Below are 25,650 nucleotides of genomic sequence, written 5' to 3' on the forward strand. Positions count from 1 at the left end.
ATCGCCGGAAGCGCGCTGGAAGGCGTTCCGGCATCAAAATATACTCCCCGGGGTATATAAAAAGACCCATTGTTTATGCTGACAATAGGCCGATTTTGGCATATACCCCCTGTTTTTCAGGGAAATTGAGGATAAAAAACGCCGGTTGCGCTGTGGGCGAAACCGGCGTTGGGATCACAGCAAAGGCGACAGTATACGCTGTTACCAGATGTTCACGCGCTTCGCGCCCTGACGCAATGGCGAACGATCGCCCTTACATTGGAATGCCTCCGCAAATTCGGGCATGTTTGCCAGCGGCGCAATGACGCGGTATTTGTCCGGCGCATGCGGATCTGTTGCCAGTTTCATGCGCAACATTTCATCACGAATCAGGCTGCGGAAACTTTGGGCATTCGCCACAAAGAAGCGCTGATCCGGCGTCAGGCCGTCAATTTCTGCGGCCTGCGGTTTGGCCTTCAACGATTGGCGCAAGGCTTGTAACGCGATTTTCAAGCCCCCCAGATCGGCGATATTTTCACCGGCAGTCAGCTTGCCGTTAATGTGCAGTTGATCGATAGGATTAAATTCATCGAACTGACGCTCAATGGCCTTGGCGCGCAACAGGAATTTTTTCTCATCCTGCGGCGTCCACCAGCTTTTCAGATTTCCCTGTGCGTCGAACTGCCGCCCTTCATCATCAAAACCATGCGTCAGTTCATGCCCTATCGTCGCACCGGTATTACCGTAGTTCGCTGCCGGGTCGGCATTCACATGGTACAGCGGCGGTTGCAGTATCCCGGCCGGGAAGACCATTTCATTCATGGTCGGGTTGTAATAGGCGTTCACCGTTTGCGGCGTCATACCCCATTCATTACGATCAATAGGCTTACCTAATTTTGCCAGCACACGCTTAAACTCGAATTCAGAGGCGCGCGCGATATTGTCTGCATACGAGCCTTTGTCGATCTGCAAGCCAGAATAATCGCGCCAGACATCGGGGTAACCGATTTTCACCATTACCGTATCGAGTTTTTTATACGATTGCTGCTTGGTCACATCGGACATCCACTCCAGCTTACTGATGCTGTCGCGCATCGCCGCCTTGATGTTCATCACCATTTCCTGCACGCCAGCTTTCGCTTCGGGTCCGAAGAACTGAGCCACATACAACTCACCCATGGCCTCACCAGCCTGAGCATCAATGCTTGCCAGCACCCGTTTCCAGCGCGGTTGCAGCTCTTTCGTCCCGGCCAGAGTTTTGCCGTAAAAATCAAAATGCGCATTGACCAGTGCAGAGCTGAGTGCTGATGCCCGCGTGTTCAGCAATTCCCAACGCAAATAGGTTTTCCACTGATCCAGTGGTACGCGATCCAGCAGGCGATCGGCTTCGGCGAAAAATTTAGGATGCGCAATATTGATCTGCCCCGGCTGTGTCAGCCCAACACCCGAAAAATACGTGGCCCACGGCGTGGATTTCGTCAGTTTCTGCAACCCAGCCAGGTCGGACAAATGATAGCTGGCCTGCGGATCACGCAACTCAACCTTGGTCAGAGAAACCTTGGCGAGACGGGTTTCCAGCGCCAGCACATCTGCTGCATTTTTTGCTGCGACCTCAGATGTATCGCCCAGAAAGCCAAACATCTGCGTCATGTAAGACAGATATTTAGCGCGAATCTCTTTGGTTTTTGCATCAGTTTTCAGATAGTAATCACGATCCGGCAAACCCAGACCGCCTTGCATCAGCTGTGGAATATAGCGGTTCGCATTCTTTGCGTCCTGATCAATCGTAAAACCAAACAGTGGATTCACACCCTGCTTGTGCAACGCAGCGATCATGGAAATGAGCTGCTGTTTATCGTGGATGGCATTAATTTTCGCCAATGTCGGATCCAGTGGACGTACGCCCTCTTTTTCGATTTGCGCTTCATTCATACCGCTGGCGTAAAACGCGCCAACCAGTTGCGCTGCGCGGTGTTGATCGTGACCCGCTGCAGCTGTTTCCGCGATTTTTTTCAAGGCAATCATATTGCGCTCGGTGACCTCATCGTAAGCACTGTAGCGCGAGCGATCAGCAGGAATAGGATTATTTTTCAACCATAGTCCATTCGCATATTCAAAAAATTGTGTGCATGGATCTGCTTTCAAATCCATCGTAGATGATTCAAGTACCAATTGGTTTGAGGTGGCGGTTTGCGCCTGCGACGGCGCAGACATACAGGCAAGGCTCACCAGAGTAGCAAGGATGCTGCGTTTGAAGAATTGAGGTGTCGACATAATTTTTCGTTTTATTGAAATATAAGTGAATGTAGTGCCAGCGATTATTTCACCAACACTGGTACGGAGATACCGGAATACTGCCCTGGCGAGCGATAAACGCGTTGCGTCGCTTTTTGGAAATCGTCAGGATTTGCCTTAGGAATATCCATAAATTTTTGTGGATTTAAGTCAATCAACGGGAACCATGAGCTTTGTACCTGCACCATGATCCTGTGCCCACGGCGAAACGTGTGGTTGATATCCGGCATACGATAGCTCACTGTATCAACTTTTCCCGGCGCAAATGGCATAGGTTGTTCAAAACCGTGACGGAACTTTCCACGCAAAGGCTCGCCACGGACTAATTGCTGATAACCGGCCATTTTTATCGCCGGAGGCGGCACATCACTACCCCGATCACGCGGTGCTTGTCGCTCAGGATAATCGTCAGGATAAACATCAATCAGCTTCACGACCCAGTCAGCATCGGTACCGGATGTCGAGACAAATAAACGGGGATTGACCGGCCCCGCAATCGTCACATCTTCTTCCAACACATCAGTCTGATACACCAGCACATCGGGGCGGGTAGAAGCAAAACGTTGGTCCGACACCATATACTCGCGCGGCACGCCTGTTGCCACATACGAGATAAACGGCACAGGCTTTTTCGGGTCGCTGATATATTCGTCAAAGGTGTTGAACTCTTCCTGTGGTTCTTTCCAACTCAGCTTCCCATTCGCAGAAAAATACAAAGTACGATTTTGTGCCTGCTGTGGCGGCCAGCTGGAGTATTCGCGCCAGACATTCGTTCCGGTTTCAAACACGGTCGCTTCCGCCAGTGCTTTGCCCTTCTCGCCTTTCAGATGCTGTTCAAAAAACGGAAACAGAATATTTTTACGATAATACTCACCTGTCTTCACATCAAAACTGACATTGCCTAATGACTTACCCTCAGCGCCAGCCCAGCCACCATGCGCCCACGGCCCCATCACGATGCCATTAAAACTGCCTTTATTATTCGCTTTGATGGCCTGATAGGTTGTGAACGGACCCTGCGCATCCTCGGCGTCATACCAACCGCCAACCGTGAGCACAGGCGTTTTAACGTTTTTCAGATGCGCCGCAATATTGCGCGACTTCCAGAAATCATCGTAACTGGTATGGGCAATTGTCGGCATCAGTAATTCGCGCTGTTTGTCGCTGAGTTGTGCCGTGATATTTCCCAGTGTCAGATGTTGCAGAAAATACTGATAACTATCCTGCGTTCCATAGTCAAACTGACTCCAGATTTTTGGCAACCGGGTCGGATTTTTTTCTGCCGTGAAATTGGTATAAAAATCAAAATTTGCCGACAACATAAAGGCGCCACCATGATAAGAATCATCGCCCATATATAAATCTGTCACCGGCGCCTGCGGTGATGCCGCCTTGATTGCCGGATGCGAATCAATGACGCTGGCAGAGGTATAAAAACCGGGATATGAAATACCCCAGATGCCAACCTTACCGTTATTACCACGTACGCTCTTTAACAGCCATTCGACGGTGTCATACATATCCTGGCTTTCATTGCCTTCGCCGGGAGCACGGTCAGATTTCGCATGGGGCGTCATTTCCTGCCACTTACCTTCCGACATGTAACGCCCACGCACATCCTGATTCACGAAAATATAGCCGCTATTTTCAAATTCCTTTGATGGACCGACAGAACGCGGGTAAAAATCCACACCATAATGCGACTCTTCACCATCATGCACACCGCTACCGTAAGGCGTTCTGACCATCAGAAACGGATAAGCTTTAGATGTATCCTTGGGAACATAGACCACCGTAAACAGACGCGCACCATCACGCATAGGAATCTGATATTCATATTTGGTGTACAGCTCACGCACCGAGGGCTTGCTGTCAGCTTTTTCCGTTGCATCTGCTGCAGCCAGCGCAGAACTAAGCGGATTAAACGCCAGCAGCGACGCACATAACAACGCAGAAAGTTTTAAACGAGTCATCACAGATCCTTTTTCTTATCGGTTTTTCACGGAACATCATTTCTTTTAACTGTCATTTACACGCATATTCTGTGATTTCCAATTTAAAAAGCACGCTTCATCGTGCAACATAAGGAAACAATAGATTTTCAGAATACTGCTAATATGCAGTATATGAACATGACAGATCATAGTTATCTGTTACTGAGTGTTTTTTTTGCATTAAGTTTCGGAATTTTACTGAAACAGTCATTTATATGCTGAAGGTTGACATCATGAAGGTATTTAATCTGCTGTGCGTAACCGGATTTGCTCTTTGTTTTTCCGCCAATGTGCTGGCGCAATCGCATTCCAGCCCGGTCAGCTCTGTTCGCCACGGCTACTACGCCGGACGCCCATTCCCCGGATACACCTATCACAGTCCCCGCCCTTATTACGGCAACCACGGCTATTACCGGGGGCATTACTCTTATTTTCCAGAGGTTCTTCTGGGCTCAGTAGTCGTGGGCGCCATGCTCAGTGCGCCATCTGTCGTGTATAGCAACCAGACGTACACAACGTATGCGCCCTACCCAGCATACGCAACGACATATAGTACCTACTCCAGTCCAGTGTATATCAGTGAACCTGTGACCAGTTATACCTATTCCGACCCAATCCCGGTAACAAGCAATAACAGCGACTGGCTGTACTGTAATCAGCCAGACGGCTTTTATCCTGCAATTAAAGATTGTCCGGGCGGCTGGAGGAAAGTCCCCGCGCAAGGACGCTAACTTTATTAGCCATGTTCAATTCCAAGGTGGCGACATCGGTCGCGATATAAATGGCGATATAAAAAAAGGACGCCAACCCGGCGTCCTTTTTACATGGCAAACAATCGCTGACTTACTATTTATTTTTCAAAATTTTCCTGATTGCTGCTGCCAACTCTTCTGCCACAAACTTGGCGACATAGGCATCTGCTCCAACGCTCTTAATGTGCTCTTCGTTCGTGGAACCGGAGAGAGACGAGTGGATAATCACGGGTAAATTCTTATAACGATCATCCTGCTTGATCTTACGTGTCAGGGTAAAGCCATCCATTTCAGGCATTTCCAGATCGGTGAGTATCATCGCCACTTTATCGCTGGCAGGCTTACCATCCGCAAGCGAGGCTGCCGTCATTGATTGCAATTTATCCCAGGCCTCTTTACCCGTTTTAGTCATGATAAACGGCGCACCTATCGCATTCAGCGCCTGTTCGATCAAGCTGCGAGCCACGCCAGAATCATCCGCCGCCAGAATGACAGCGCCTTCTTTCATCAGCAACTTATCGCCAATCGTATCCGGGTCAACATCTTTCGTGTCCGATGGCGTAATCTCACGCAGGATCTGCTCTACATCGAGCACCTGAGCGAGACGGGTATTCTCAACATCACCGTCAAGACGTGCAATGCTGGTTACCATGCCACCTACAGCACTGTTTTCTGCTGATAGCACCTGACTCCAGTCAAGCCGCACGATTTCCTCAACAGATTCCACAGCGAATCCCTGAGTGGTGCGCGCATATTCAGTGACCAGCATAATATTCAGGCCTGTTTTCGGCGTACATCCGACAACCGCAGGCAAATCAATCACTGGAATTATTTGCCCGCGCAAGTTCACTACACCCAGCATATGGGGAAGAGAGCCGGCAACAGCAGTAATCGCAGGCATCGCAACGATTTCGCGCACTTTAAACACGTTGATACCAAACAATTCAGAACGATCGCCATTTGTATCGCCACCCAATCTGAACAGCAGCAATTCAAATTTATTCGAACCGGTGAGATTGGTACGCTCATCCACTTCCTGCTGTACTGTACTCATAGATATTTCCTTCTAAATTAAAGAGAACTGGTTCGATGGTATGTTACCAATTTCAACGGATAAGCCAAACAAATTTATCTTTCAAGACGGGGAATTCACATCTTTTTGCAGTTACTGAACAAAAATAAGACGATAAAAGCGCAAGTACCCCGCATCTGTTTTATTTAATAATCCGATAACAAGGAGTGTACGCTTTCCCCGGCAATTTCATACGATTTTGTGCAACAAACGAGCTTAATAAAGCATCCATGGATTCCATGATGGCGGGGTCACCACAGATTTCAAAATTCCCATATTGTTCTATCGCCCTGATTCCCTGATTCTTCACATTACCGGCAACCACCCCGGAAAATGCACGGCGCAGGTTGGCGGCCAGTATGTGCTGCGGCTGATTTTTATGAATTGCCAGATTGCGCATATTTTCGTGACTGGGTTCAAATGGTCGCTGAAACTCTTCATCGATCTTCAACATCCAGTTGAAATAATAAGCGTCACCCTTTTGCTTTCTGAATTCTCTTACCTGTTTTATACCCTGTTCAACGGCGCTGGCAACCGCGACGGGATCATTTACAATAATCTGGTAGTGCTGCTGCGCCTGAGAACCCAAAGTGCTGGCGATAAACTGATCAATCTGATGAAAGTAATCAGCCGCACCATCAGGGCCTGTAAAAATCAGAGGGAACGGAATTCCTTCATTCTCAGGATGCAGCAAAATACCGAGCAAGTAGAGAATCTCTTCAGCCGTGCCAGCGCCACCTGGAAAAACGATGACTGCATGCCCGATGCGAACAAAAGCTTCGAGCCGCTTCTCAATATCCGGCAAAATGACCAGATCATTGACGATAGGATTCGGTGCCTCGGCGGCGATAATTCCCGGTTCGGTCAAACCTATGTAGCGGCTATGTGCAATACGTTGCTTCGCATGACCTATCGTCGCTCCCTTCATCGGCCCCTTCATCGCACCTGGGCCGCAACCGGTGCAAATATCCAGGTTACGCAAACCAAGCTGATAACCGACTTGCTTGGTGTAGTCATACTCATGACCAGAAATAGAGTGACCACCCCAGCACACCACCAGATTCGGGTTCACCTGAGGGCGTAACAAATTCGCGTTACGCAAAATATGGAACACCGCGTCAGTGATTCCCTCGCTGGAATTCAGATTGAATTTATTTCTGTCTGCAATTCCAGTCGCGACACTGTTTTCCATTTCTGCATTCATGAACAAAATGTCGCGCAATACGGCGAACAGATGCTCTTGAATTCCTTTGATCATGACGCCGTTGACAAAAGCCAGAGCAGGTGCGCCCTTGATATCCAGTTTAATTCCACGCTCACGCTGAACAATGCTGATATCAAAATTTTTATAACGTTCCAGCAATTCCTTGCCATCATCCAGACCGCTGCCGCAATTCAATACCGCTAACGCACAACTACGAAACACCTGATACAAACCGCCATGGCTGTTATCGAGCAACTTACTGACTTCCGCCTTAGACAATACTTCCATGCGACCTTCTGGTGCAATCTGACTATCAATCACTTCATATTCCATCACTGCTTTTCTCCGCATCAATCAAATTAATTCCGCACATCAAACTCTCGACACAATGTTATTTCCGTACTTTATTTCAGTACTAGCCTTCATACATTCCCCATTATGCCTCGCAGTAAACCATTTATATCTTGCAGATGATTTTAATCATTGAATTTCGACCAGTAACAACTTTACGGGGCTCGCGGAATTTATTTTCGTTGCGCACTTGTATATGGGCCACTTGCCATGTATCATTCGCCCTCTTCAGACGCGGGGTGGAGCAGTCTGGCAGCTCGTCGGGCTCATAACCCGAAGGTCGTAGGTTCAAATCCTGCCCCCGCAACCAATCAGCCTATCTCAGACCTGTCGAACCGACAGTTACTCGATTCAATCGAAAAATCCCTGTCCAATCTTAGTCTGAGATATTCGGTACGCAACAGCATTGTTCTGGTGTATCACTTGTTTTTATAAATATCCCATTAAAAAATCAGGGCAGTCATTCGTTTATCAATGCGGTATTCCTTGGTACGACTAATTATTTTTTTACAGAAAAAACTGACGCACTGATTCAGACGAAGTCCGATGAAAGATTATAAAGATAACGCGACAATGGAATTACCCGGATTCGGTGAACCTGCGTTTGAGGCTCCGGAGGTCAGAAAGGGAAATACCAAACCCCGACAAGGAAAAAACATCCGGCAGGAACAACTTGATTTGCTTGCGGCGCTGGGCCCGACAGATATCAGTGGACTGCCAGCTTGGGTTAATGATGAGAATACCGATCTGACGGGTCTTCCTATCTGGCGCTGAAGACACTCAACGAACCAATGCCTTGATCAACGGCCATTGGCGTCTTGAAATAGGCAGGCGTTCAACAGAACCAGCGACGATCACCTGCCAATTTTCACTTACTTTCTCGTTCTCGCCATCCATATCGACAATGTGAGTCGCTCGCTCGACACCTGCAATCGCCGCTTTCGCAACCAATGCATTTCTGTGGATGCGTACAAATTTATCTTTCAGCTCTGTTTCTAATGAAGTCAGGGATTCCTCCAGCAAAAATTCCTTTTGCGACGTATATAAAGTCACGTATTTCTGCTCCGCCTTCAAAAATAAAACATCACGAACCGGAACCAGCAAAATACGTCCACGCTCAGGAACAGAAAAATTCTCGCGGCAAACATGCGCAGGTACTTGCTGAATGGTCGCGTTCACAGACATTGCCATCGGAAGGCGATTCGCTACCCGGGTAACTGCATCAGCCAGACGATTCGCCCTCACCGGCTTAAGGAGATAATCTGCTGCTTGCACACCAAAAGCAGGGAACGCAAACTCATCATAGGCCGTGATAAAAATAATCGCCGGCACTCCGGAAACGACTGCGTGATCGCGCAAATACTGCGCCATTTCCATCCCACTCATTTCCGGCATCTGCACATCCAGCAAAATAATATCCGGTCGCAATTCTGCAATCTTTTCAAGGGCAGACTTTGCATCGGATGCTTCACCGACAAGCTGATGCGGGCATTCGGCCTGTATATCAGACAATAAAGTTGTCAACCGCTCCCTCGCAGGAGCTTCGTCATCAACAATAAAAATGGTGGGAATACTCATCTTTGTGCCGGGAAATGTAATATCACTTCAAAACTATCATCTGATTTTCTGATACTTAATTGTGCCTCAACGTCATACAATAATTTTAAGCGCTGCCGGATATTGTCGAGCGCCATTTGATTTCCGGAAGATAATCTGGCGTCCTGATGTACAGAATTCCGCACACGGATTTCGATTTTATCCAATCCTCTCTGAATGTCGATGAAAATCGTTGCCGCTCCGGAAGATGGCTCGACACCGTAGTGAACCGCATTTTCCAGTATCGGTTGCAGTAATAACACAGGGATTTGTATCTGGCGCATATCGTCGTCCGTCAACTGCTCTGTGTTCCAGGCTAACTGCAGACGCTCCCCAAGTCGCAAAGACTCAATTGCCAGATATTGCCTGCAAAGATGCAACTCATCATGCAAACTTGTCATGGTTCGGGTATCGCGCATCAGCACCCGAAACAAATCAGATAAGTCCTCTATCACCGATTCAGCCCGACGCGGGTCTTTTCGTATCAGCGACAATGCGGTATTCAAACTGTTAAACAAAAAATGCGGTCGTATCCGCGCCTGTAACGCCTGCAAGCGCGCCTCACCTAATGCAGGTGAAAAAGCACGGGTACGCAGCTCAAAATACTGTTGCAGGCAAAATCCTGAAACAGCAGTGAAAATAAGAATAAAACCCGTGTTCAGACGTGGGAAAGCAAGCAAAAACCATTCAAACTGTCCAAAGAAGGCGAGCAGAAAAATACTGACAGCAGCGGGAATCAATACGCAGGCCAGCCGCTGTAGCCAGACTGGGGAGGCATGTGAATAGGCATAGCGGCGACAAGCACATAACAGGAAAAGCGAAAGCAGACAAATCGCTTCTATCAGCATCGACGCTTCAATGAAATTCTCCAAAACCAGCGCCCAACCATCGCCACGCGAGGCTAATCCCAGCAAAACAACCACACTGACACCCGCCAGCACGCGGAAAATCACGCCGATATTGCAGCAATCGGGAATCACAGGTTCATTCTTTGGGACAGATAAAACAGTCGTCATCGTGGTTTTGCTCGGGGAAAAGTGGTGCGGTGTTTTATAATCGGAGAATATTTATCGCTAACCGCAGCCAAAACGGCAATCAATCCATTATGACATCACAATTCAATAAAAAAAGCGAGGCATGGTCTGCCCGTTTCTCCGAGCCAGTTTCCGACCTCGTCAAGCGCTACACCGCTTCGGTATTTTTTGATAATCGCATGGCGGCGGTGGACATTCAGGGCTCTCTCGCGCATGCGGAAATGCTGAGTGCACAAAATATTATCAGCGCTCAGGATTACGCTGATATTCAACGCGGCATGGCACAAATTCAGTCAGAAATTGAATCGGGCAAATTTGAATGGTTACTGGATCTGGAAGACGTGCATCTGAACATAGAAAAACGCCTGACCGAGCTGGTCGGTGACGCAGGGAAACGACTGCATACCGGACGCTCGCGTAACGACCAGGTCGCGACCGATATCCGCCTTTACATGCGCTCTGCGATTGATAATATCGTCACCCTGCTGCGCTCCCTGCGCAGCGCGTTGATTGATCTGGCAGAAAAAAATGCAGCGACGATTTTGCCGGGCTTTACGCACATGCAAGTCGCACAACCGATCACTTTCGGGCATCACATTCTCGCTTACGTTGAAATGTTCGGACGTGATACCGAGCGCATGCTGGATTGCCGCAAACGCGTCAATCGTCTGCCGCTGGGTGCAGCAGCACTGGCGGGCACCACCTTCCCGATCGACCGCGAACGCGTTGCTAAAACACTGGGCTTTGATGAAGTTTGCTACAACTCCCTGGATGCAGTTTCTGACCGCGACTTCGCGATTGAGTTCTGCGCCGCTGCCGCGCTGGTGATGACACATATCTCTCGCATGTCTGAAGAACTGGTGATCTGGATGAGCCCGCGGGTCGGCTTTATCGATATTGCCGATCGTTTCTGCACCGGCTCATCGATCATGCCACAAAAGAAAAACCCAGACGTGCCAGAACTTGCCCGTGGCAAGACAGGTCGAGTCAATGGTCACCTAATTGCGCTGCTGACGTTGATGAAGGGTCAGCCGCTGGCATACAACAAAGACAATCAGGAAGACAAAGAGCCGCTTTTTGATACGGTCGATACCCTGGTCGATACACTGCGCATTTTTGCCGATATGGCGACTGGCATCAGCGTCAAACCTGAAGCCATGCGTGCTGCTGCTTTGCAAGGCTATGCAACTGCAACCGATCTCGCCGATTATCTGGTGAAAAAAGGTTTGCCGTTCCGTGATGCGCATGAAGCTGTTGCACACGCCGTCAAAACTTGCGTGGAAAAAGGCTGCGACCTCAGCGAAATGTCGCTTGACGAATTACGCGGCTACTCTGCATTGATTGAACAGGATATTTTCCAGGTGCTGACACTGGAAGGTTCTGTCGCTGCTCGCGATCACATCGGCGGCACCGCACCAAATCAGGTGCGGGCAGCAATTGCACGTGCACGCCAGTCGCTCGCATAAACTCTCGTATTAACAACAAGCATCAGGTGCAGCCCAAGTCCATATTAGGGCTGCACCTTCCCACCTCAAGACCCGCTTCCACCCCAGCTCTGCCGATGCTATAAGTAATTCTACTTAAGCAGCGGATATTGCACCGCAACACCATGTTATATTGCCCTTCTGCTTCGCAGCCAATACAATATTTGGCGAAAATAAATATTTATCTAATAAAAATTCTACGGCGATTATTCTGGGCCGCAAGTTAATAGAGACGCATGCTATTTCACGCTATCGGTGACCAGTAAATCCTTTTCATCACATTCTTTCAGGAACCCTTTATGTCACACCAACTAAAACTGATGGTTGCAAGTGCCTTGCTCGGATGGACTGTCATCGGCAATGCCGCCGATATCAAAGTCGGCGTTGCCGAAGCACTGACTGGCCCGGCAGCGAAATACGGCGTAGCAATTAAAAACGGGTTCACTCTGGCAGCCGATGGCATCAACGCAAAAGGTGGCGTCAACGGAAACAAAATCGCTCTGGTTGTGGAAGACGAACAAGGTAAGAAAGAAGAAGCGATCAATGTTTTCAAAAAACTGATCTTCCAGGAAAAGGTTTTACTGGTTTTCGGCCCGACTTTATCCAATTCCGCGTTTGCCGCTGACCCTATCGCCAACGCCACTAAAACCGTGGTTTTTGGCACCAGCAATACTGCTGATGGTATTACCAATATGGGCCCTTTCACTTTCCGTAACTCTGTGATGGAAGCCGACGTCTTGCCAGTCACCACTCGTGCGGCAGTAAAAAAATTCAATATCAAAAAAGTTGCGGTGTTGTATGGCAATGACGATGCCTTTACGAAGAGCGGCTACGATGTTTTCAAGTCAGCACTCGCGGATCAGAAAATCAGTGTCACCGATACCGAAACCTATGCGAAGGGCGACGTTGATTTCAAGGCACAACTGACCAAAATCAAAGCGTCGAATCCTGATGCAATTGTTTGCTCCTGTCTGGCAGAAGAGGCCGCCAATATTATTCTGCAAACCCGCTCTCTGGGCATGAAACAGCCATTTATCGGTGGTAATGGATTCAACTCACCTAAGCTGTTTGAAATCGCCAAAGACGCGGCTGACGACACTTTGATGGGTAGCCCATGGTCGATAGAAAATACTTCTGCCACAAACAAAAAATTCATCGCCGATTACAAAGCGAAATTCGGCAATGAACCTGATCAGTTTGCGGCACAGGCTTTTGACGCGCTCAATATCGTTGCCGAAGCATTGAAAACAGTAAAACTGACCGGCAGCATCGATAAAGACCGGGTCGCGCTACGCAATGCCCTGCCTGCGATCAAATTTGAAGGTGCTACCGGCAAATTTGCTTTCCGCCGCGCTGCTGCAAAAGATGGAAAAGAAGCAGGTTACGATGCACAGCAAGAGGCCATTGTGAATATTGCTAAGGGCGGTAAGTTTATACTGCTGAAATGACATTCTTCTTTAAAACACAGCGGTTCCGCTACCGATAGTGCGAACCGCTGCTGTGTTTCTAAGGTATGAATTTTTGTTTCGTATAAGTTTTCACTTTTTCAGCAGCTTTTTCCTGCTTTGCATCTGTGTTTTTTGATCTGAACTTTCTCTCATTTCCATAAAACGCTTTTCTGACAAAACTGATACGCAACTCAACAGCGACAAGAGTTGCAACAGTTTTTCGCCTGGATCATCATGTTTGAACAACAACTTATCAATGCCCTTTCACTCGGTAGCGTGTATGCATTGTTTGCGCTCGGTTTTACTCTCGTCTTTGGCGTGCTGGGCGTCATCAATCTCGCTCATGGCGCGATATTCATGCTGGGCAGCTATGTAGCCTTATTGCTGGTCAACCAATTCCAGATGTCCTTGTGGCTGGCCATGCTGATCGCGATGCTGACCTGCGGTGTGATTGGCGTGATCGTCGATTTCCTTGTACTTCGACCTTTGCGTAAACGGAATGCCCCGCATCTGGCTCCGATGATCGCCACTATCGGCGTCGCCATCATGATTACGAATGTGGCACAGGGTTTCTTTGGCGCAGAAAACAAACGCTTCCCGTTTGGCACGATACCGGAAGAAAGTTTTACTGTCGGTAATCTGCACCTGACCGCCGTGCAGTTGGCCATCGTCCTGATTTCATTTGCGCTGATGGTTGTGCTGCTGATCATTATGCGTCGCACACAACTGGGCAGAGCCTTGCGGGCGATTGCAGAATCACCTAAGGCAGCGTATCTGCTCGGCATTAATGTTGAGGGTCTGTTCCTGTTCACATCTTTTGCTGCGGCAGCACTCGGCGGCGCAGCAGGTGTGCTGGTCGGTCTGTCTTTCAACGCGATTTCACCATTCATGGGACAACCCATGCTGCACAAAGGTATTGCAGTGATTATTCTGGGTGGCATGGGCGATATCCGTGGTGCACTCATCGGTGGTTTATTTCTTGGTTTTGCCGAAGTCATGAGCGTTGCGTATTTATCCAGTGACTTCCGTGATGCCGTGGCATTTGGTTTATTGTTTGTGATCTTATTGGTTCGTCCTTCCGGCATGTTTGGCAAGATTTTAGAAAGAAAGGCATAAGATCATGCTCGAATGGTGGGATGGTTTCTGGGCTATTTACAGCACTGTTATTTTTGGTATTGGCATCAACGCGATGCTGGCACTTTCAATTTATCTGACCCTGTCGTGCGGCTTGCTGTCGCTTGCCAACGCAGCGTTCATGGGTATAGGCGCGTATGCCGCGTCGATGATCAGCATGCAGACCGAGCTTGCGTTCCCGGTCGCCTTGCTTGCAGCGGGTGTTGCGCCGGCGCTTGTCGCTCTCGCCGTCGGCATTCCGACCTTGCGTTTGTCGGGTGTTTATCTGGCGATGGCCACTCTGGGTTTTGGCGAAGTCGTACGCGTCATCGTCCTGAATATGGAAATCACCGGTGGCCCTATGGGTCTGAACGGCATTCCACTTAAAACAGAGTGGTGGCACATCGTTGTTATTTTAGGCATCACCTTATTTGTACTGGCGAGATTACGTCGCTCGAAAACCGGACGTGCATTTGAAGCGATTAAGGAAGATGAAATTGCGGCGCGCTTAATGGGTGTCAACGTTGCGGGCTACAAACTGCTGGCGTTTGTGCTCGGCGCAGTGATCGCCGGTGTCGCAGGCGGTCTGAACGCACATTACACCTTCACGATAGGCCCAGGAAATTATGCGTTTGAAAATGCCGTCGAAATTCTTACCATGGCTGTCTTCGGTGGCACAAGTAATCTGATTGGCCCGGTGCTTGGCAGCACCATCCTGACATTGCTGCCTGAAGTGATGCGTTCGCTGAAGGACTACCGACTCGCCGCGAATGGCCTGATTCTGATCATCGTGATTCTGTACCTGCCTAAAGGCATCTGGGATCCGGCTAAAATCCGCGCGCTGCGCCGCAAATTCACATCCAGCAAGTCTGAAGAGGTTGCTTAAATGTTGCAGTTACAAGCTATCAGTAAAAATTTCGGCGGCTTGCAGGTCTTGCAGGACGTCAGCTTCACCATGCCTGAAGGCAGTATTTTCGGCCTGATCGGCCCGAATGGCGCAGGTAAAACCACCATCGTGAATCTGATCACCGGTCTGTTGCGCCCCTCCAGTGGCGAGATACGTTTCAACAATCAGGATCTGAGTGTGGTGGAACCCCACAAGATTACGCAGCTCGGCATCGCCCGCACGTTTCAGAATATCCGCATTTTCAAGGAAATGAGTTTGCTGGAAAACGTCGTCGTCGGCATGCATGAGCACCTGAATTACAGCGTCGGCAGCATGTTGTTTAATCTTGCTTCGTTTAAAAATGCAGAAGCGAAAGCGCGTGAACGTGCGCATGAATTGCTGACCTGGGTAAGACTCGATCACAAAGCACACATGCTGGCCGACAATTTATCTTACGGCGAACAACGCAAGCTGGAATTCGCGCGGGCACTCGCGACGCAGCCCAAACTATTGCTGCTCGACGAGCCGGTCGCCGGTATGAATCCCGCAGAAAAAACCGAGCTGATGGCAGAAATTAAAAATATCCGCCAACGTGGATTTTCGATTTTTATGATTGAACACGACATGCGCTTTGTAATGGAACTCTGCGATCGCGTCGCTGTACTCAATTTCGGCAAAATCATCGCAGAAGGCACGCCGGATGAAGTGCGCGCCAATCCTGACGTCATCGAAGCCTATCTCGGTAAGGAAGATGCGGCATGAGCACTATATTAAGCATCCAGAACCTCAGCGTATCGTATGGCCACATCCGCGCCGTCAAAAACATACAACTGGAACTGAACGCCGGCGAAATTACCGCTCTCGTCGGTGCCAATGGCGCGGGCAAGAGCACCTCATTACTGGCGGTCTCCGGCTTGATCAAAACCAATGCAGGAAAAATCCTGTTTGAGGGCGAAGATCTGACCACACTCTCGCCGCATCAGATCGTGCAAAAAGGTGTGGTGCAAGTGGCCGAGGGGCGCGCCATTCTGACCACATTAACGGTGCAGGAAAATCTTGATCTCGGCGCATACACCCGCAAAGATAAAGCGCAGATCAACAAGGATCTGGACTACGTATTTCATCTGTTTCCGGTGCTGAAAAACCGCGCTTCCGGACTGGCAGGCAACCTATCAGGTGGCGAACAACAAATGCTGGCAATTGGTCGCGCCCTCATGGCGAAACCCAAAGTGCTGCTGCTGGACGAGCCATCCATGGGTCTGGCGCCGTTGATGGTGCAGGAAATTTTCCGCGTGCTGAAAGAGATTAACCAGACCGGACTGACGATTTTACTGGTGGAACAAAACGTCAGGCAAGCACTGAAAATCGCCCAACGCGGTTACGTTCTTGAAAACGGAGAAATTGTATTGCAAGACAGCGGTCAGAATCTGCTGAACAACCCCAGAGTGATCGAAGCTTATCTTGGTGCCTGATCTCGAATGCCAACCAAAACGTAATCAGCAATCCGAAATCCGAATCGCAGGCAATCGCTTGCGATTATCTGATGACAAGTCAGTCGCAAAGCACCGTTATCCCGGTGCATCCTTATTTAATTGCTCCAGAATTTTTTTCGCCACTCCGCCAACATTGGGCAACACGCTATTTTTAGCCAGATAAGTGATTTCATCTTCAGCGAGTTCCCTCACCTGTTTTGCTATTTCAGGATGCTGTTTTAAAAGCAAAAACAGTACTCCCAAGGCTTTATTCCTGTCGGTGTGAGAAGGCAGGTTCAATTGCCATGCAAGGTCGCCGATAAGATGGTGTATGTCTGCTGACGGTATATATGTAAAATAAAAAGAAATGAATTGAACAAGATTGTTTCTTACTGACGAGCTCTCATCTCTGAAAGCGATCATTGCTTTGATCATCGCTGCCTGCGGGTCGCCACACCAGTTCAGCAAATGTGCTGCCTCTGTGCGCTGCGACTCGCTCTTTGAATATAGTAGTACGTCAAATATCGTCTGTTTTTGCATCGAAGCAAGCAAAAATAACTGATTAGCCAACAACGATAGTTCTTGATCGTCATAATCAAGAAAAACACCGCGCGAGACAAAACTATTTACGCCGACATTTTTCTTGAGTTTTTCTATCCAGACGGAAGTCAGTTGCCTTGATAACTTGTATAAGTCTGAATTCAGTTCAATGTCGCGATATGGCATCTTCTCCTGAATTTTTAATTTACTGTCGTTCCCCGCTTCAACAACGTCGACTACTGCATAGATCTTACCTCCGCCAAAACCGACTATACTGCATCGCGCGAACGGAACATGAAGCCGGACCTCCAACTTATCACACCATGCTTTAAACGAGGACATATCAGAAGATAACGGCATATTCGTTTGCAGAGGAAACCCACTCAGAATGGTCTCCCTCGCTAACAGTTTATTTCCCAATACCTCAACGCCTTGCAAAGACTGCTGCGCAATTCCCTCATGTGAGAGCAACAACAAAGCAAAAAAGGAAAGTAAATTTTTAACGGGCATAGTGGGTATTGAAATAAGGAATTCAGCATAAAAAAAAGACCATCTGTGATGGTCGTTTTTATTTGAACAGTCAGTAAATGATCAGTTACCTGCAATCGTCATGCTCTCGATCAGTATCGAGCCAGTCTGCTTGGTGCCGCGTACTAATGTATCCGCACCAACCGCGACGATTTGCGTGAACATGTCGCGCATATTGCCAGCGATGGTGATCTCTTCGACCGGATATTGAATCACACCATTTTCCACCCAATAGCCAGAAGCACCGCGCGAGTAGTCACCCGTCACGTAATTCACGCCCTGCCCCATCAGCTCGGTCACCAGTAAGCCAGTACCCATTTTTTTGAGCATGGCGGCAAAATGATCACTCTTTTTTGTATTGGATGACAGCAGACTCAGATTATGCGAGCCGCCCGCATTGCCGGTTGTTTGCATCCCCAGCTTGCGCGCCGAATAGGTCGACAGGAAATAGCCTTGCAACACGCCATTGCTGACGACATCACGGCGCTGGGTGCGGACACCTTCATCATCAAATGGCGATGAACCTACCGCGCCCGGCACATGCGGATCTTCGACCACCTGAATATGTTCAGGAAAAATCTGCGTCCCCAGCGAATCGAGTAAAAACGAGGATTTACGATACAGGGCACCGCCGGAAACCGCCTGCACAAACGATCCCAGCAAGCCTGCGGCCAATGGTGCTTCAAACAGAACCGGGCATTTACGGGTAGTCAGTTTGCGTGCATTCAGACGCGCCAGCGCGCGTTCGGCAGCATAACGACCGATGGCTTCGGGTTGCGCCAGTTTTTTTGGATTGCGTTGCGATGAATACCAATCGTCACGCTGCATCTTGGCGCCCTTACCTGCAATCGGTGCCACAGCAATCGTATGACGGGAGAGCGGGTAACCACCGATAAAGCCACGTGAGTTCGCAGAAACGAAATGCGATTGCTGCACATGGACGCTGGCACCTTCACTATTCGTAATCCGTTTATCGACGGCAAACGCCGCCGCTTCGGTGCGCGTGGCGATATCGATCGCATCTTCTGCGCTGATCTGCCACGGATAGCACAGCTTCAGGTCGCGCGGTGCCATTTCAAACAGTTCCGCATCCGCCAGGCCGGCGCAATCGTCTTCGGCAGTAAAACGGGCGATGTTATACGCTGCATCAACCGTATCTTTCAGCGCCTGACGGGAAAAATCAGAGGTGCTCGCATTGCCGCGTTTTTGTCCGATATAAACAGTAATACCAATACCTTTATCGCGGTTCTGCTCTATCGTTTCCACCTTGCCTTTGCGCACGCTGATCGATAAACCTTCGCCTTCGCTGATTTCGACGGCCGCATCGGAAGCGCCTTTTTCCTTAGCAAAAAGCAACATATCCTGCGCAATTTGTTTCAGTTGATCTTGGGAATGGGTAAAAACTGGCTTGCTCATAGATGAGGTTTCTTTGGAGACGGAACTAAAACGGTTATCATATCAGCCGTTTCATTAAGTTTATAGTAAAGGCGCAGAATTATGCCAAATCCAAACCGGGGCTCATGTGGCTACCAATCGAGCGAATTTGAAGAGGAATACGAACGCCCTTCAAAATCTCAGCTCAAACGCGAAATGACCGCGTTGCAAAAACTGGGACAAGAACTGGTCGAACAGGCGCGTGACCGCGTCAAACGCGTTCCTATGCCGGAAGATGTGCGCGATGCGATTCTCGCATGTCAGCAAATCACGAACCATGAAGGTCGTCGTCGTCAGATGCAATTTGTCGGCAAAAAAATGCGTACGCTGGATGAGGCGGAAGTTGCCCTGATCCAGAAAACCATCGACAGCTGGAAAGGTGCGTCGAAAGCAGAAACCGCCGCGATGCATGCGATGGAACGCCGCCGCGACAAACTGCTGACAGATGACAATGCTTTGACAGAGTTACTGTCTGAACATCCGCATCTCGATGTACAGCAATTGCGCACCCTGATCCGCAACGCGCGTAAGGAACAGGCAGAAAACAAACCGCCAAAAGCCTACCGCGAGATTTTCCAGATTCTGAAGCAATTGCAGAAAGCGCCCGCGGGCGATGATGCATTGGATGATGAGGATGCAGAAGATCAAGAGGATGAGGACAATGAGTAATACGGATACAGCCGACCGCGCATTGCGCATAGGCCTGGTCTCGATTTCTGACCGCGCCTCTGCCGGTGTCTATCAGGATCAGGGTTTGCCCGCGTTGCAGGAATGGTTCAGCACTGCCATGGCGAGCAATTGGGTGATGGAAACCCGCCTGATTCCCGATGAACGTCAGGCGATCGAACAAGCGCTGACTGAGTTGGTGGATGTGGCGCGCTGCGATCTGGTGATCACCACTGGCGGCACCGGCCCTGCGCGGCGCGATGTGACGCCGGAAGCCACGCTGGCGGTCGCCACCAAAGAGATGCCGGGATTCGGCGAGCAGATGCGTCAGATCAGCCTGCAATTTGTGCCAACCGCGATCTTGTCGCGGCAAGTGGCTGTGATACGTGAAGCCGCTGATCACGCCGCATTGATTCTGAATTTGCCGGGGCAACCGAAGTCGATTAAAGAAACGCTGGAAGGTTTGAAAGATGCGGATGGCAAACAGATTGTGTCTGGCATTTTTGCAGCGATTCCTTATTGCATCGACCTGATCGGCGGGCCTTACATAGAAACGCACGAATCCGTGTGCAAAGTCTTCCGCCCTAAATCGGCGTTACGACAAAAATCCTGATTGCCTCTGTTAAATCGGGTCGCCAGCAATGTACGCAGACAGATGAACAAAGCAGATTTTCCGCCATCAGCAAGACGATTATGGATTACTGCTTTGCTCGGCACTTCTGCGCTCGGCCTGCTCAATAACGCCTTTGGGGTAACTGTGAACGCGGTGACTGCAGTCACCGCAGTCACAACTAAGAAACAACAGAAATCATCCGACATCCGCAATTCCCCTTCAACCAAGAAAAATACTCCGTCAGCCATGAGCAATTACCTCGACACCGTAGAAATTGAAAGCGCCACCAATCCCAGCGTCGCCATTATCTGGATGCATGGTCTGGGCGCAGATGCCAATGATTTCGTTCCCATCGTTCAGGAACTCAATCTGAGCGGCTTACCCGGCATACGCTTCGTGTTCCCGAACGCGCCAACGATGCCGGTGACGATCAACAATGGCTACGTGATGCGCGCCTGGTATGACATTCTGGGCACCGACATCGCCCGCCGCGAAGATGAAAAAGGCTTACGCGCATCGCAAGCGGAAATTGAAAAACTGATCGCGCGCGAAGTGGCACGCGGCATTCCGGCTAATAAAATTTTCCTCGCGGGTTTCTCGCAAGGTTGTGCGATGACCTTGCAAACCGGCTTACGCTATCCGCAAAAACTGGCAGGCTTGCTGTGTTTATCCGGCTACGTGCCATTGCGTGATGTGGTTGCTGCTGAACGCAACGCAGCGAATCAGGATACGCCGGTGTTTCTGGTGCATGGCCGCGCCGATCCTGTGATTCACATTCAACGCGCAGAGCAATCGCGCGATTTGCTGAAAGAGCTGGGTTATCAGGTCGAATGGCATGAATACATGATGCCGCATTCGGTCTGCGCCGAAGAAATCCGCGATATCGGGCTGTGGTTGCACAAGGTGCTGGCAGCGTAAATTTGCACCTGTTGCCCGTTGCAAGAGGCAAAAATGCCTTAAATATACTCCCCCCAGTATTTTAAAACGTCCTTATTTTCTGCTGAGAATAAGGCGTTTTTTGCATATACTCCCCGTTTTTCGTCATTTTTTTATAAAATCAAAGCGCAAAACTGAGGCTTGCCTGAGTTCAGCAGCAATGGCGATCAGCGCATCAGAACGACCGCACCATGCCCGCATTCACTGTTTGCGATGTATAGTACGCGCACATCCTGAGCAGCAAAAAAGTATGACAAAAGGAAGAGCGTCCACCCTCTTTTTTTTTCATATCGATATACGCAAAAAATGTAAGGAAGCACGCTTAATAAAGATCAATCACGCGGCATCACCTGACTCGTAGTATCCATACACCCAACTTCTGAAAGACCATCATGGCACTTTATTTGAACAACGCAGATTCCATCGGACGCACACCATTGATTCGCCTCAACCGCATCACCGCCGGTGCAGGCGCAACGGTGCTGGTGAAAGTGGAAGGCCGCAATCCCGCCTACTCCGTCAAATGCCGTATCGGCGCGGCGATGATCGCGGACGCCGAAGAACGCGGATTGCTTGGCGCAGGCAAAGAACTGATAGAACCCACCAGCGGCAACACCGGTATCGCCCTCGCTTTCGTCGCAGCAGCCAAAGGCATACCGCTGACATTGACGATGCCGGAAACCATGAGCATAGAACGCCGAAAATTACTCGCTGCCTTCGGCGCGAAGCTGGTACTGACCGAAGGGCCTAAAGGCATGAATGGCGCGATCGCCAAAGCCGAAGAAATCCGCGCCAGCGACCCGGATCGTTATGTCTTGTTGCAGCAGTTTAAAAACCCGGCGAATCCGGCAGTACATGAACGCACGACAGGCCCGGAAATCTGGGAAGACACCAAGGGCAACATCGATATTTTTGTCGCTGGCGTCGGCACCGGCGGCACCATTACCGGCGTCTCCCGTTATCTGAAAAAGACGCAGGGCAAAGCGCTGCATACCGTTGCGGTAGAGCCTACTTCCAGCCCGATACTGACGCAGCAACGCGCAGGCCTGCCTTTGCAACCGGGGCCGCATAAAATTCAGGGTATAGGCGCTGGCTTTGTGCCTGATGTACTGGATTTATCGCTGATCGATCAGGTGGAACAAGTCAGCAACGAAGACGCAGTGCTGTTCGCGCAGCGACTCGCCAAAGAAGAAGGCATACTGGCCGGCATCTCGTGCGGCGCAGCGGTCGCGGCAGCAACCCGACTCGCGTTTTTACCTGAAAATGCAGGTAAAACCATCGTCGCGATTTTGCCGGATTCCGGTGAGCGTTATTTAAGCTCAGTGTTATTTGAAGGTTACTTTGATGCAGCAGGTGTTGCTGTATAAAAAAGTCGTCGCATCAATGTAAAACGGCTTGCGGAAAAACAGAGCCATCTCTGATTTCTCCGCAAGCCGTTTTTACGTCACTCTTATAAAAGCAGATCAACCAAAATCCTTCAGCATTTCCAGATCGATCTGCACCGAGGCATCGCCTGCGGACATCCAGATTTGCCCGTCCTGTATTGTGCATTGCAATTGCATAGAACGTTGTGCAAGTTTTTCCAGCGCCTGACTTTGTTCTGACGGCACATTCATCACCTTCAGATTTTTTGCGCGATCGAGGCGGCTGTTCATCTGCTTCCACCAGATATCGCTGGCACTGGCAAAGCTGTAGACGATCACTTTATCTGAGCGCCCGCAGGCCTTCAACAAACGGCGGTCATCGGGTTGACCAACTTCCACCCACAGTTGTATCGCGTCGGTATAGTCTTTTTCCCACAGATCCGGCTCTTCCGTATCGGAAATGCCTTTGCCGAATTCCAGACGCTCAGCGGCGTGAATGGCAAACGCCAGCACGCGTATCATCATGCGTTCATCGGTTTCCGATGGATGGCGGGCAATCGTCAGACTGTGGTCGGCGTAATAGCCACGATCCATATCAGAGATATTCAGATCGGCTTTGTAGATAATCGATTTCAAGGCCATTATTTGAACACCACTGTCTTGTGACCATTCAGCAAAATGCGGTGTTCAACAAACCATTTCACGGCACGTGCCAGCACCACGCATTCAACATCACGACCAATGGCTGTCAGTGTTTCCGGTTCCATCGCATGATCAACGCGCTCAACATCCTGCTCAATAATCGGGCCTTCATCCAGATCGCCAGTGACAAAGTGCGCAGTCGCACCGATCAGTTTCACGCCGCGTTCATGCGCCTGATAATAGGGTTTCGCACCTTTAAAGCTAGGCAGGAAAGAGTGATGAATATTGATTGCTTTGCCTTTGAGTGCATCACACATCTGCGGCGACAAAATCTGCATATAGCGCGCCAACACCACCAGATCAGCGTGATTAGCAGCGACGATTTCCAACACTTTTTCTTCCTGCGCACGCTTGGCCTCAGCCGACGCACCTGCAGCCAGTGGCAAATGGTGGAAAGGAATATTGTAGCTGGCCGCAAGCTGATAAAAATCGGTGTGATTAGAAACGATGGCTTTAATTTCCACCGGCAATAAACCGCTCTTGTAGCGGAACAGCAAATCATTCAGGCAATGACCGATTTTTGAAACCATCAGTATCACGGCGGGTTTGTGGTGCGCGTCATTGAGCTTCCAGCTCATTTGCATGCCGTGAGCGAGTTCCGCAAATTCTTCGCGTAATGCTGCCTCTTTGACGCCCGCATCTTCAACAGCGAAATGCACACGCATAAAAAACGTGGCGGATTGTTCATCACCAAACTGCGCAGAATCGATGATATTGCAGCCATGATTGGCTAAAAATCCTGAAACGCTGTGTACGATACCGCGTTGATCAGGACAAGAAAGGGTGAGAATATATTCTGGTCGTATGGTCATCATGTTATTTTTTCGCCCGAATACACATGACATTCGGGGGTGAGGCAAATTTAATTTGGAATAACCCGCAATTTTAAAGCAAAACAAAGCTAAAAACCGTAACTGACTATTGTCGCACGTTCATCGCAGGTACGTCGCGCATCGGTGCCAGATTAGCGAGAATCGGTTCTGAATTTCACGGCGTTTTAAAATAGCGGCAACAAAAAGCACGTACGTTCTATTTCGTGTATATTAAGGCTGGCGCAAAAACAGCGATAGCCACCATCCGTAAAACGTAAGACATCACCAAAAACACAGGAGACACTATGAGCAGCTTCAGCAATCAACAATACCGCCTCGCCGCCCGTCCGGTCGGCACACCGAAACACAGCGACTGGAAATTCACCACCGAACAAGTCAGAGAGATCAACGATGGTGAAATCGTCGTCCAAACGATCTACATTTCACTGGACCCTGCGATGCGCGGCTGGATGAATGAAGGCAAATCCTATATCCGCCCGGTCGCGATTGATGAAGTCATGCGCGCTGGCGGTGTCGGCAAGGTGGTGGCATCGAAATCGCCTTTATTTGCGGTCGGCGATTATGTTTCCGGCGGCACCGGCGTGCAGCAATACTGGGTTGGCGCGGCGAACGATAAAACAGCGGCCTTCTACAAAATTAATCCAGCACTCGCACCTTTACCGAAATACCTGAATGCGCTCGGCATGCCTGGCATGACTGCGTATTTTGGCTTGCTCGATGTCGGCCAGCCGAAAGCGGGCGAGACTGTTGTCGTTTCTGGTGCGGCGGGTGCGGTCGGTCAAACGGTTGGTCAGGTTGCCAAACAAAAAGGCTGCCGCGTCGTTGGCATCGCTGGCGGTAAAGACAAATGCGATTTCGTGGTGAATGAACTCGGCTTTGATGCCTGCATCGATTACAAAACCGGTTCTGTACGTGATGGACTGAAAGAACATTGCCCGAATGGCGTAGACGTGTATTTTGATAACGTTGGTGGCGACATTCTCGATACCGTGCTGACCCGTATCAATATGAAAGCCCGCATCATCATCTGCGGTGCAATCTCACAATACAACAACACAACACCGGTTAAGGGGCCAGCCAATTATTTATCGCTGCTGGTCAATCGTGCGCGTATGGAAGGTATCGTCGTTTTTGATTATGCCGCACGTTATGGCGAAGCGGTCGCAGAAATGAGCAAGTGGATGGCAGAAGGTAAATTCCACACCCGCGAAGATATCGTCAAAGGCATAGAAACTTTCCCTGACACGCTGATGATGCTGTTCGATGGAAAAAATTTCGGCAAGCTGATTCTGCAAGTCGCAGACGAGTAATTTTTCATCTGAACTGACACAAAAAAACGGCCTGAGAAAAACAC

General features: G+C 49.6%; 23 protein-coding genes and 1 tRNA gene. 14 read left to right on the plus strand and 10 right to left on the minus strand.

The annotated features are described in order from the left end of the window. Positions 1 to 201 precede the first annotated feature (201 nt). Both H8K26_RS15230 and H8K26_RS15235 read right to left on the minus strand, forming a co-directional pair. The gene (locus H8K26_RS15230) at positions 202 to 2,253 is read right to left on the minus strand and encodes a M13 family metallopeptidase (protein WP_190480706.1); all 2,052 of its coding nucleotides are present in this window, start codon (positions 2,251 to 2,253) and stop codon (positions 202 to 204) included. Positions 2,254 to 2,297: 44 nt separating this feature from the next. Next, a complete protein-coding gene (locus H8K26_RS15235; RefSeq protein ID WP_190480709.1) occupies positions 2,298 to 4,247 on the minus strand; it encodes a CocE/NonD family hydrolase in 1,950 nt (649 codons plus the stop codon). Positions 4,248 to 4,483: 236 nt separating this feature from the next. Between H8K26_RS15235 and H8K26_RS15240 the strand changes: the two genes are divergently transcribed. Beyond that, positions 4,484 to 4,999 (plus strand): hypothetical protein, encoded by a 516-nt coding sequence (locus tag H8K26_RS15240; RefSeq protein WP_190480711.1) that lies wholly within the window; start codon positions 4,484 to 4,486, stop codon positions 4,997 to 4,999. A gap of 115 nt (positions 5,000 to 5,114) precedes the next feature. Here the strand turns inward: H8K26_RS15240 and H8K26_RS15245 are convergent, their stop codons facing one another. Further along, entirely contained in the window at positions 5,115 to 6,074 is a 960-nt protein-coding gene (locus H8K26_RS15245) for a chemotaxis protein (RefSeq protein ID WP_186885827.1), read from the minus strand. A 160-nt stretch (positions 6,075 to 6,234) separates the two neighbouring features. Further along, complete coding sequence (ppnN, locus tag H8K26_RS15250; RefSeq protein WP_223827067.1) at positions 6,235 to 7,629, minus strand: nucleotide 5'-monophosphate nucleosidase PpnN; 1,395 nt, start codon at positions 7,627 to 7,629, stop codon at positions 6,235 to 6,237. A 251-nt stretch (positions 7,630 to 7,880) separates the two neighbouring features. Between ppnN and H8K26_RS15255 the strand changes: the two genes are divergently transcribed. Both H8K26_RS15255 and H8K26_RS15260 read left to right on the plus strand, forming a co-directional pair. Continuing rightward, positions 7,881 to 7,957, plus strand: a tRNA-Met gene (locus H8K26_RS15255). A gap of 236 nt (positions 7,958 to 8,193) precedes the next feature. Further along, entirely contained in the window at positions 8,194 to 8,421 is a 228-nt protein-coding gene (locus H8K26_RS15260) for a hypothetical protein (RefSeq protein WP_190480713.1), read from the plus strand. A gap of 6 nt (positions 8,422 to 8,427) precedes the next feature. Here the strand turns inward: H8K26_RS15260 and H8K26_RS15265 are convergent, their stop codons facing one another. Further along, positions 8,428 to 9,225 (minus strand): LytR/AlgR family response regulator transcription factor, encoded by a 798-nt coding sequence (locus H8K26_RS15265; RefSeq protein WP_190480715.1) that lies wholly within the window; start codon positions 9,223 to 9,225, stop codon positions 8,428 to 8,430. Beyond that, positions 9,222 to 10,259: a sensor histidine kinase gene (locus tag H8K26_RS15270; protein ID WP_190480716.1), complete on the minus strand. Its 1,038-nt coding sequence runs from the start codon at positions 10,257 to 10,259 to the stop codon at positions 9,222 to 9,224. Before H8K26_RS15270 ends, H8K26_RS15265 begins: the two co-directional genes overlap by 4 nt. Before the next feature lie 89 nt (positions 10,260 to 10,348). On the opposite strand from H8K26_RS15270, the gene argH reads away from it, so the two are divergent. The 6 genes from argH (at position 10,349) to H8K26_RS15300 (ending at position 16,680) form a co-directional block, all read left to right on the plus strand. Continuing rightward, a complete protein-coding gene (argH, locus tag H8K26_RS15275; protein ID WP_190480718.1) occupies positions 10,349 to 11,743 on the plus strand; it encodes an argininosuccinate lyase in 1,395 nt (464 codons plus the stop codon). 338 nt (positions 11,744 to 12,081) lie between these two features. Then, positions 12,082 to 13,209, plus strand: a complete 1,128-nt coding sequence (locus H8K26_RS15280; protein WP_223827068.1) for an ABC transporter substrate-binding protein — start codon at positions 12,082 to 12,084, stop codon at positions 13,207 to 13,209. Positions 13,210 to 13,443: 234 nt separating this feature from the next. Further along, entirely contained in the window at positions 13,444 to 14,325 is an 882-nt protein-coding gene (locus H8K26_RS15285; protein WP_186885821.1) for a branched-chain amino acid ABC transporter permease, read from the plus strand. Between the two features lie 4 nt (positions 14,326 to 14,329). Continuing rightward, positions 14,330 to 15,208 (plus strand): branched-chain amino acid ABC transporter permease, encoded by an 879-nt coding sequence (locus tag H8K26_RS15290; protein ID WP_190480723.1) that lies wholly within the window; start codon positions 14,330 to 14,332, stop codon positions 15,206 to 15,208. Next, positions 15,209 to 15,970 carry an ABC transporter ATP-binding protein gene (locus tag H8K26_RS15295; protein ID WP_190480725.1) on the plus strand — a complete coding sequence of 254 codons (762 nt, stop codon included), beginning with the start codon at positions 15,209 to 15,211 and terminating at the stop codon, positions 15,968 to 15,970. Next, positions 15,967 to 16,680, plus strand: coding sequence for an ABC transporter ATP-binding protein (locus H8K26_RS15300; RefSeq protein WP_190480727.1), 714 nt, complete (start codon positions 15,967 to 15,969; stop codon positions 16,678 to 16,680). The genes H8K26_RS15295 and H8K26_RS15300 overlap by 4 nt, the downstream gene beginning before the upstream one ends. A 96-nt stretch (positions 16,681 to 16,776) precedes the next feature. Here H8K26_RS15300 and H8K26_RS15305 read toward each other — a convergent pair whose 3' ends face one another. After that, on the minus strand, positions 16,777 to 17,730 hold the full coding sequence (locus H8K26_RS15305) for a hypothetical protein (protein WP_190480729.1): 954 nt from the start codon (positions 17,728 to 17,730) through the stop codon (positions 16,777 to 16,779). An 81-nt stretch (positions 17,731 to 17,811) separates the two neighbouring features. Further along, positions 17,812 to 19,164 (minus strand): metalloprotease PmbA, encoded by a 1,353-nt coding sequence (gene pmbA, locus H8K26_RS15310; protein ID WP_190480730.1) that lies wholly within the window; start codon positions 19,162 to 19,164, stop codon positions 17,812 to 17,814. Positions 19,165 to 19,245: 81 nt separating this feature from the next. On the opposite strand from pmbA, the gene yjgA reads away from it, so the two are divergent. From yjgA to cysK, 4 genes are all read left to right on the plus strand, one after another. Further along, positions 19,246 to 19,851, plus strand: coding sequence for a ribosome biogenesis factor YjgA (gene yjgA / locus H8K26_RS15315; protein WP_190480733.1), 606 nt, complete (start codon positions 19,246 to 19,248; stop codon positions 19,849 to 19,851). After that, the gene (gene mog / locus H8K26_RS15320) at positions 19,835 to 20,461 is read left to right on the plus strand and encodes a molybdopterin adenylyltransferase (protein ID WP_190480734.1); all 627 of its coding nucleotides are present in this window, start codon (positions 19,835 to 19,837) and stop codon (positions 20,459 to 20,461) included. The genes yjgA and mog overlap by 17 nt, the downstream gene beginning before the upstream one ends. A 246-nt stretch (positions 20,462 to 20,707) precedes the next feature. After that, a complete protein-coding gene (locus H8K26_RS15325) occupies positions 20,708 to 21,379 on the plus strand; it encodes an alpha/beta hydrolase (RefSeq protein ID WP_190480899.1) in 672 nt (223 codons plus the stop codon). A 410-nt stretch (positions 21,380 to 21,789) separates the two neighbouring features. Further along, on the plus strand, positions 21,790 to 22,764 hold the full coding sequence (gene cysK, locus H8K26_RS15330) for a cysteine synthase A (RefSeq protein ID WP_190480735.1): 975 nt from the start codon (positions 21,790 to 21,792) through the stop codon (positions 22,762 to 22,764). A 96-nt stretch (positions 22,765 to 22,860) separates the two neighbouring features. Here the strand turns inward: cysK and H8K26_RS15335 are convergent, their stop codons facing one another. Together H8K26_RS15335 and purU are read right to left on the minus strand one after the other, a co-directional pair. After that, positions 22,861 to 23,403 carry a YaeQ family protein gene (locus H8K26_RS15335; protein ID WP_190480736.1) on the minus strand — a complete coding sequence of 181 codons (543 nt, stop codon included), beginning with the start codon at positions 23,401 to 23,403 and terminating at the stop codon, positions 22,861 to 22,863. Further along, positions 23,403 to 24,278 (minus strand): formyltetrahydrofolate deformylase, encoded by an 876-nt coding sequence (purU, locus tag H8K26_RS15340; protein ID WP_390367052.1) that lies wholly within the window; start codon positions 24,276 to 24,278, stop codon positions 23,403 to 23,405. The genes H8K26_RS15335 and purU overlap by 1 nt, the downstream gene beginning before the upstream one ends. A 302-nt stretch (positions 24,279 to 24,580) precedes the next feature. Between purU and H8K26_RS15345 the strand changes: the two genes are divergently transcribed. Beyond that, positions 24,581 to 25,606 (plus strand): NADP-dependent oxidoreductase, encoded by a 1,026-nt coding sequence (locus H8K26_RS15345; protein WP_186885811.1) that lies wholly within the window; start codon positions 24,581 to 24,583, stop codon positions 25,604 to 25,606. The last annotated feature ends 44 nt before the right edge of the window (positions 25,607 to 25,650 follow it).

The sequence above is a fragment of the Cognatundibacterium aquatile genome, assembly GCF_014699135.1.
In the GTDB taxonomy this organism is placed as follows: domain Bacteria; phylum Pseudomonadota; class Gammaproteobacteria; order Burkholderiales; family Burkholderiaceae_D; genus Undibacterium; species Undibacterium aquatile.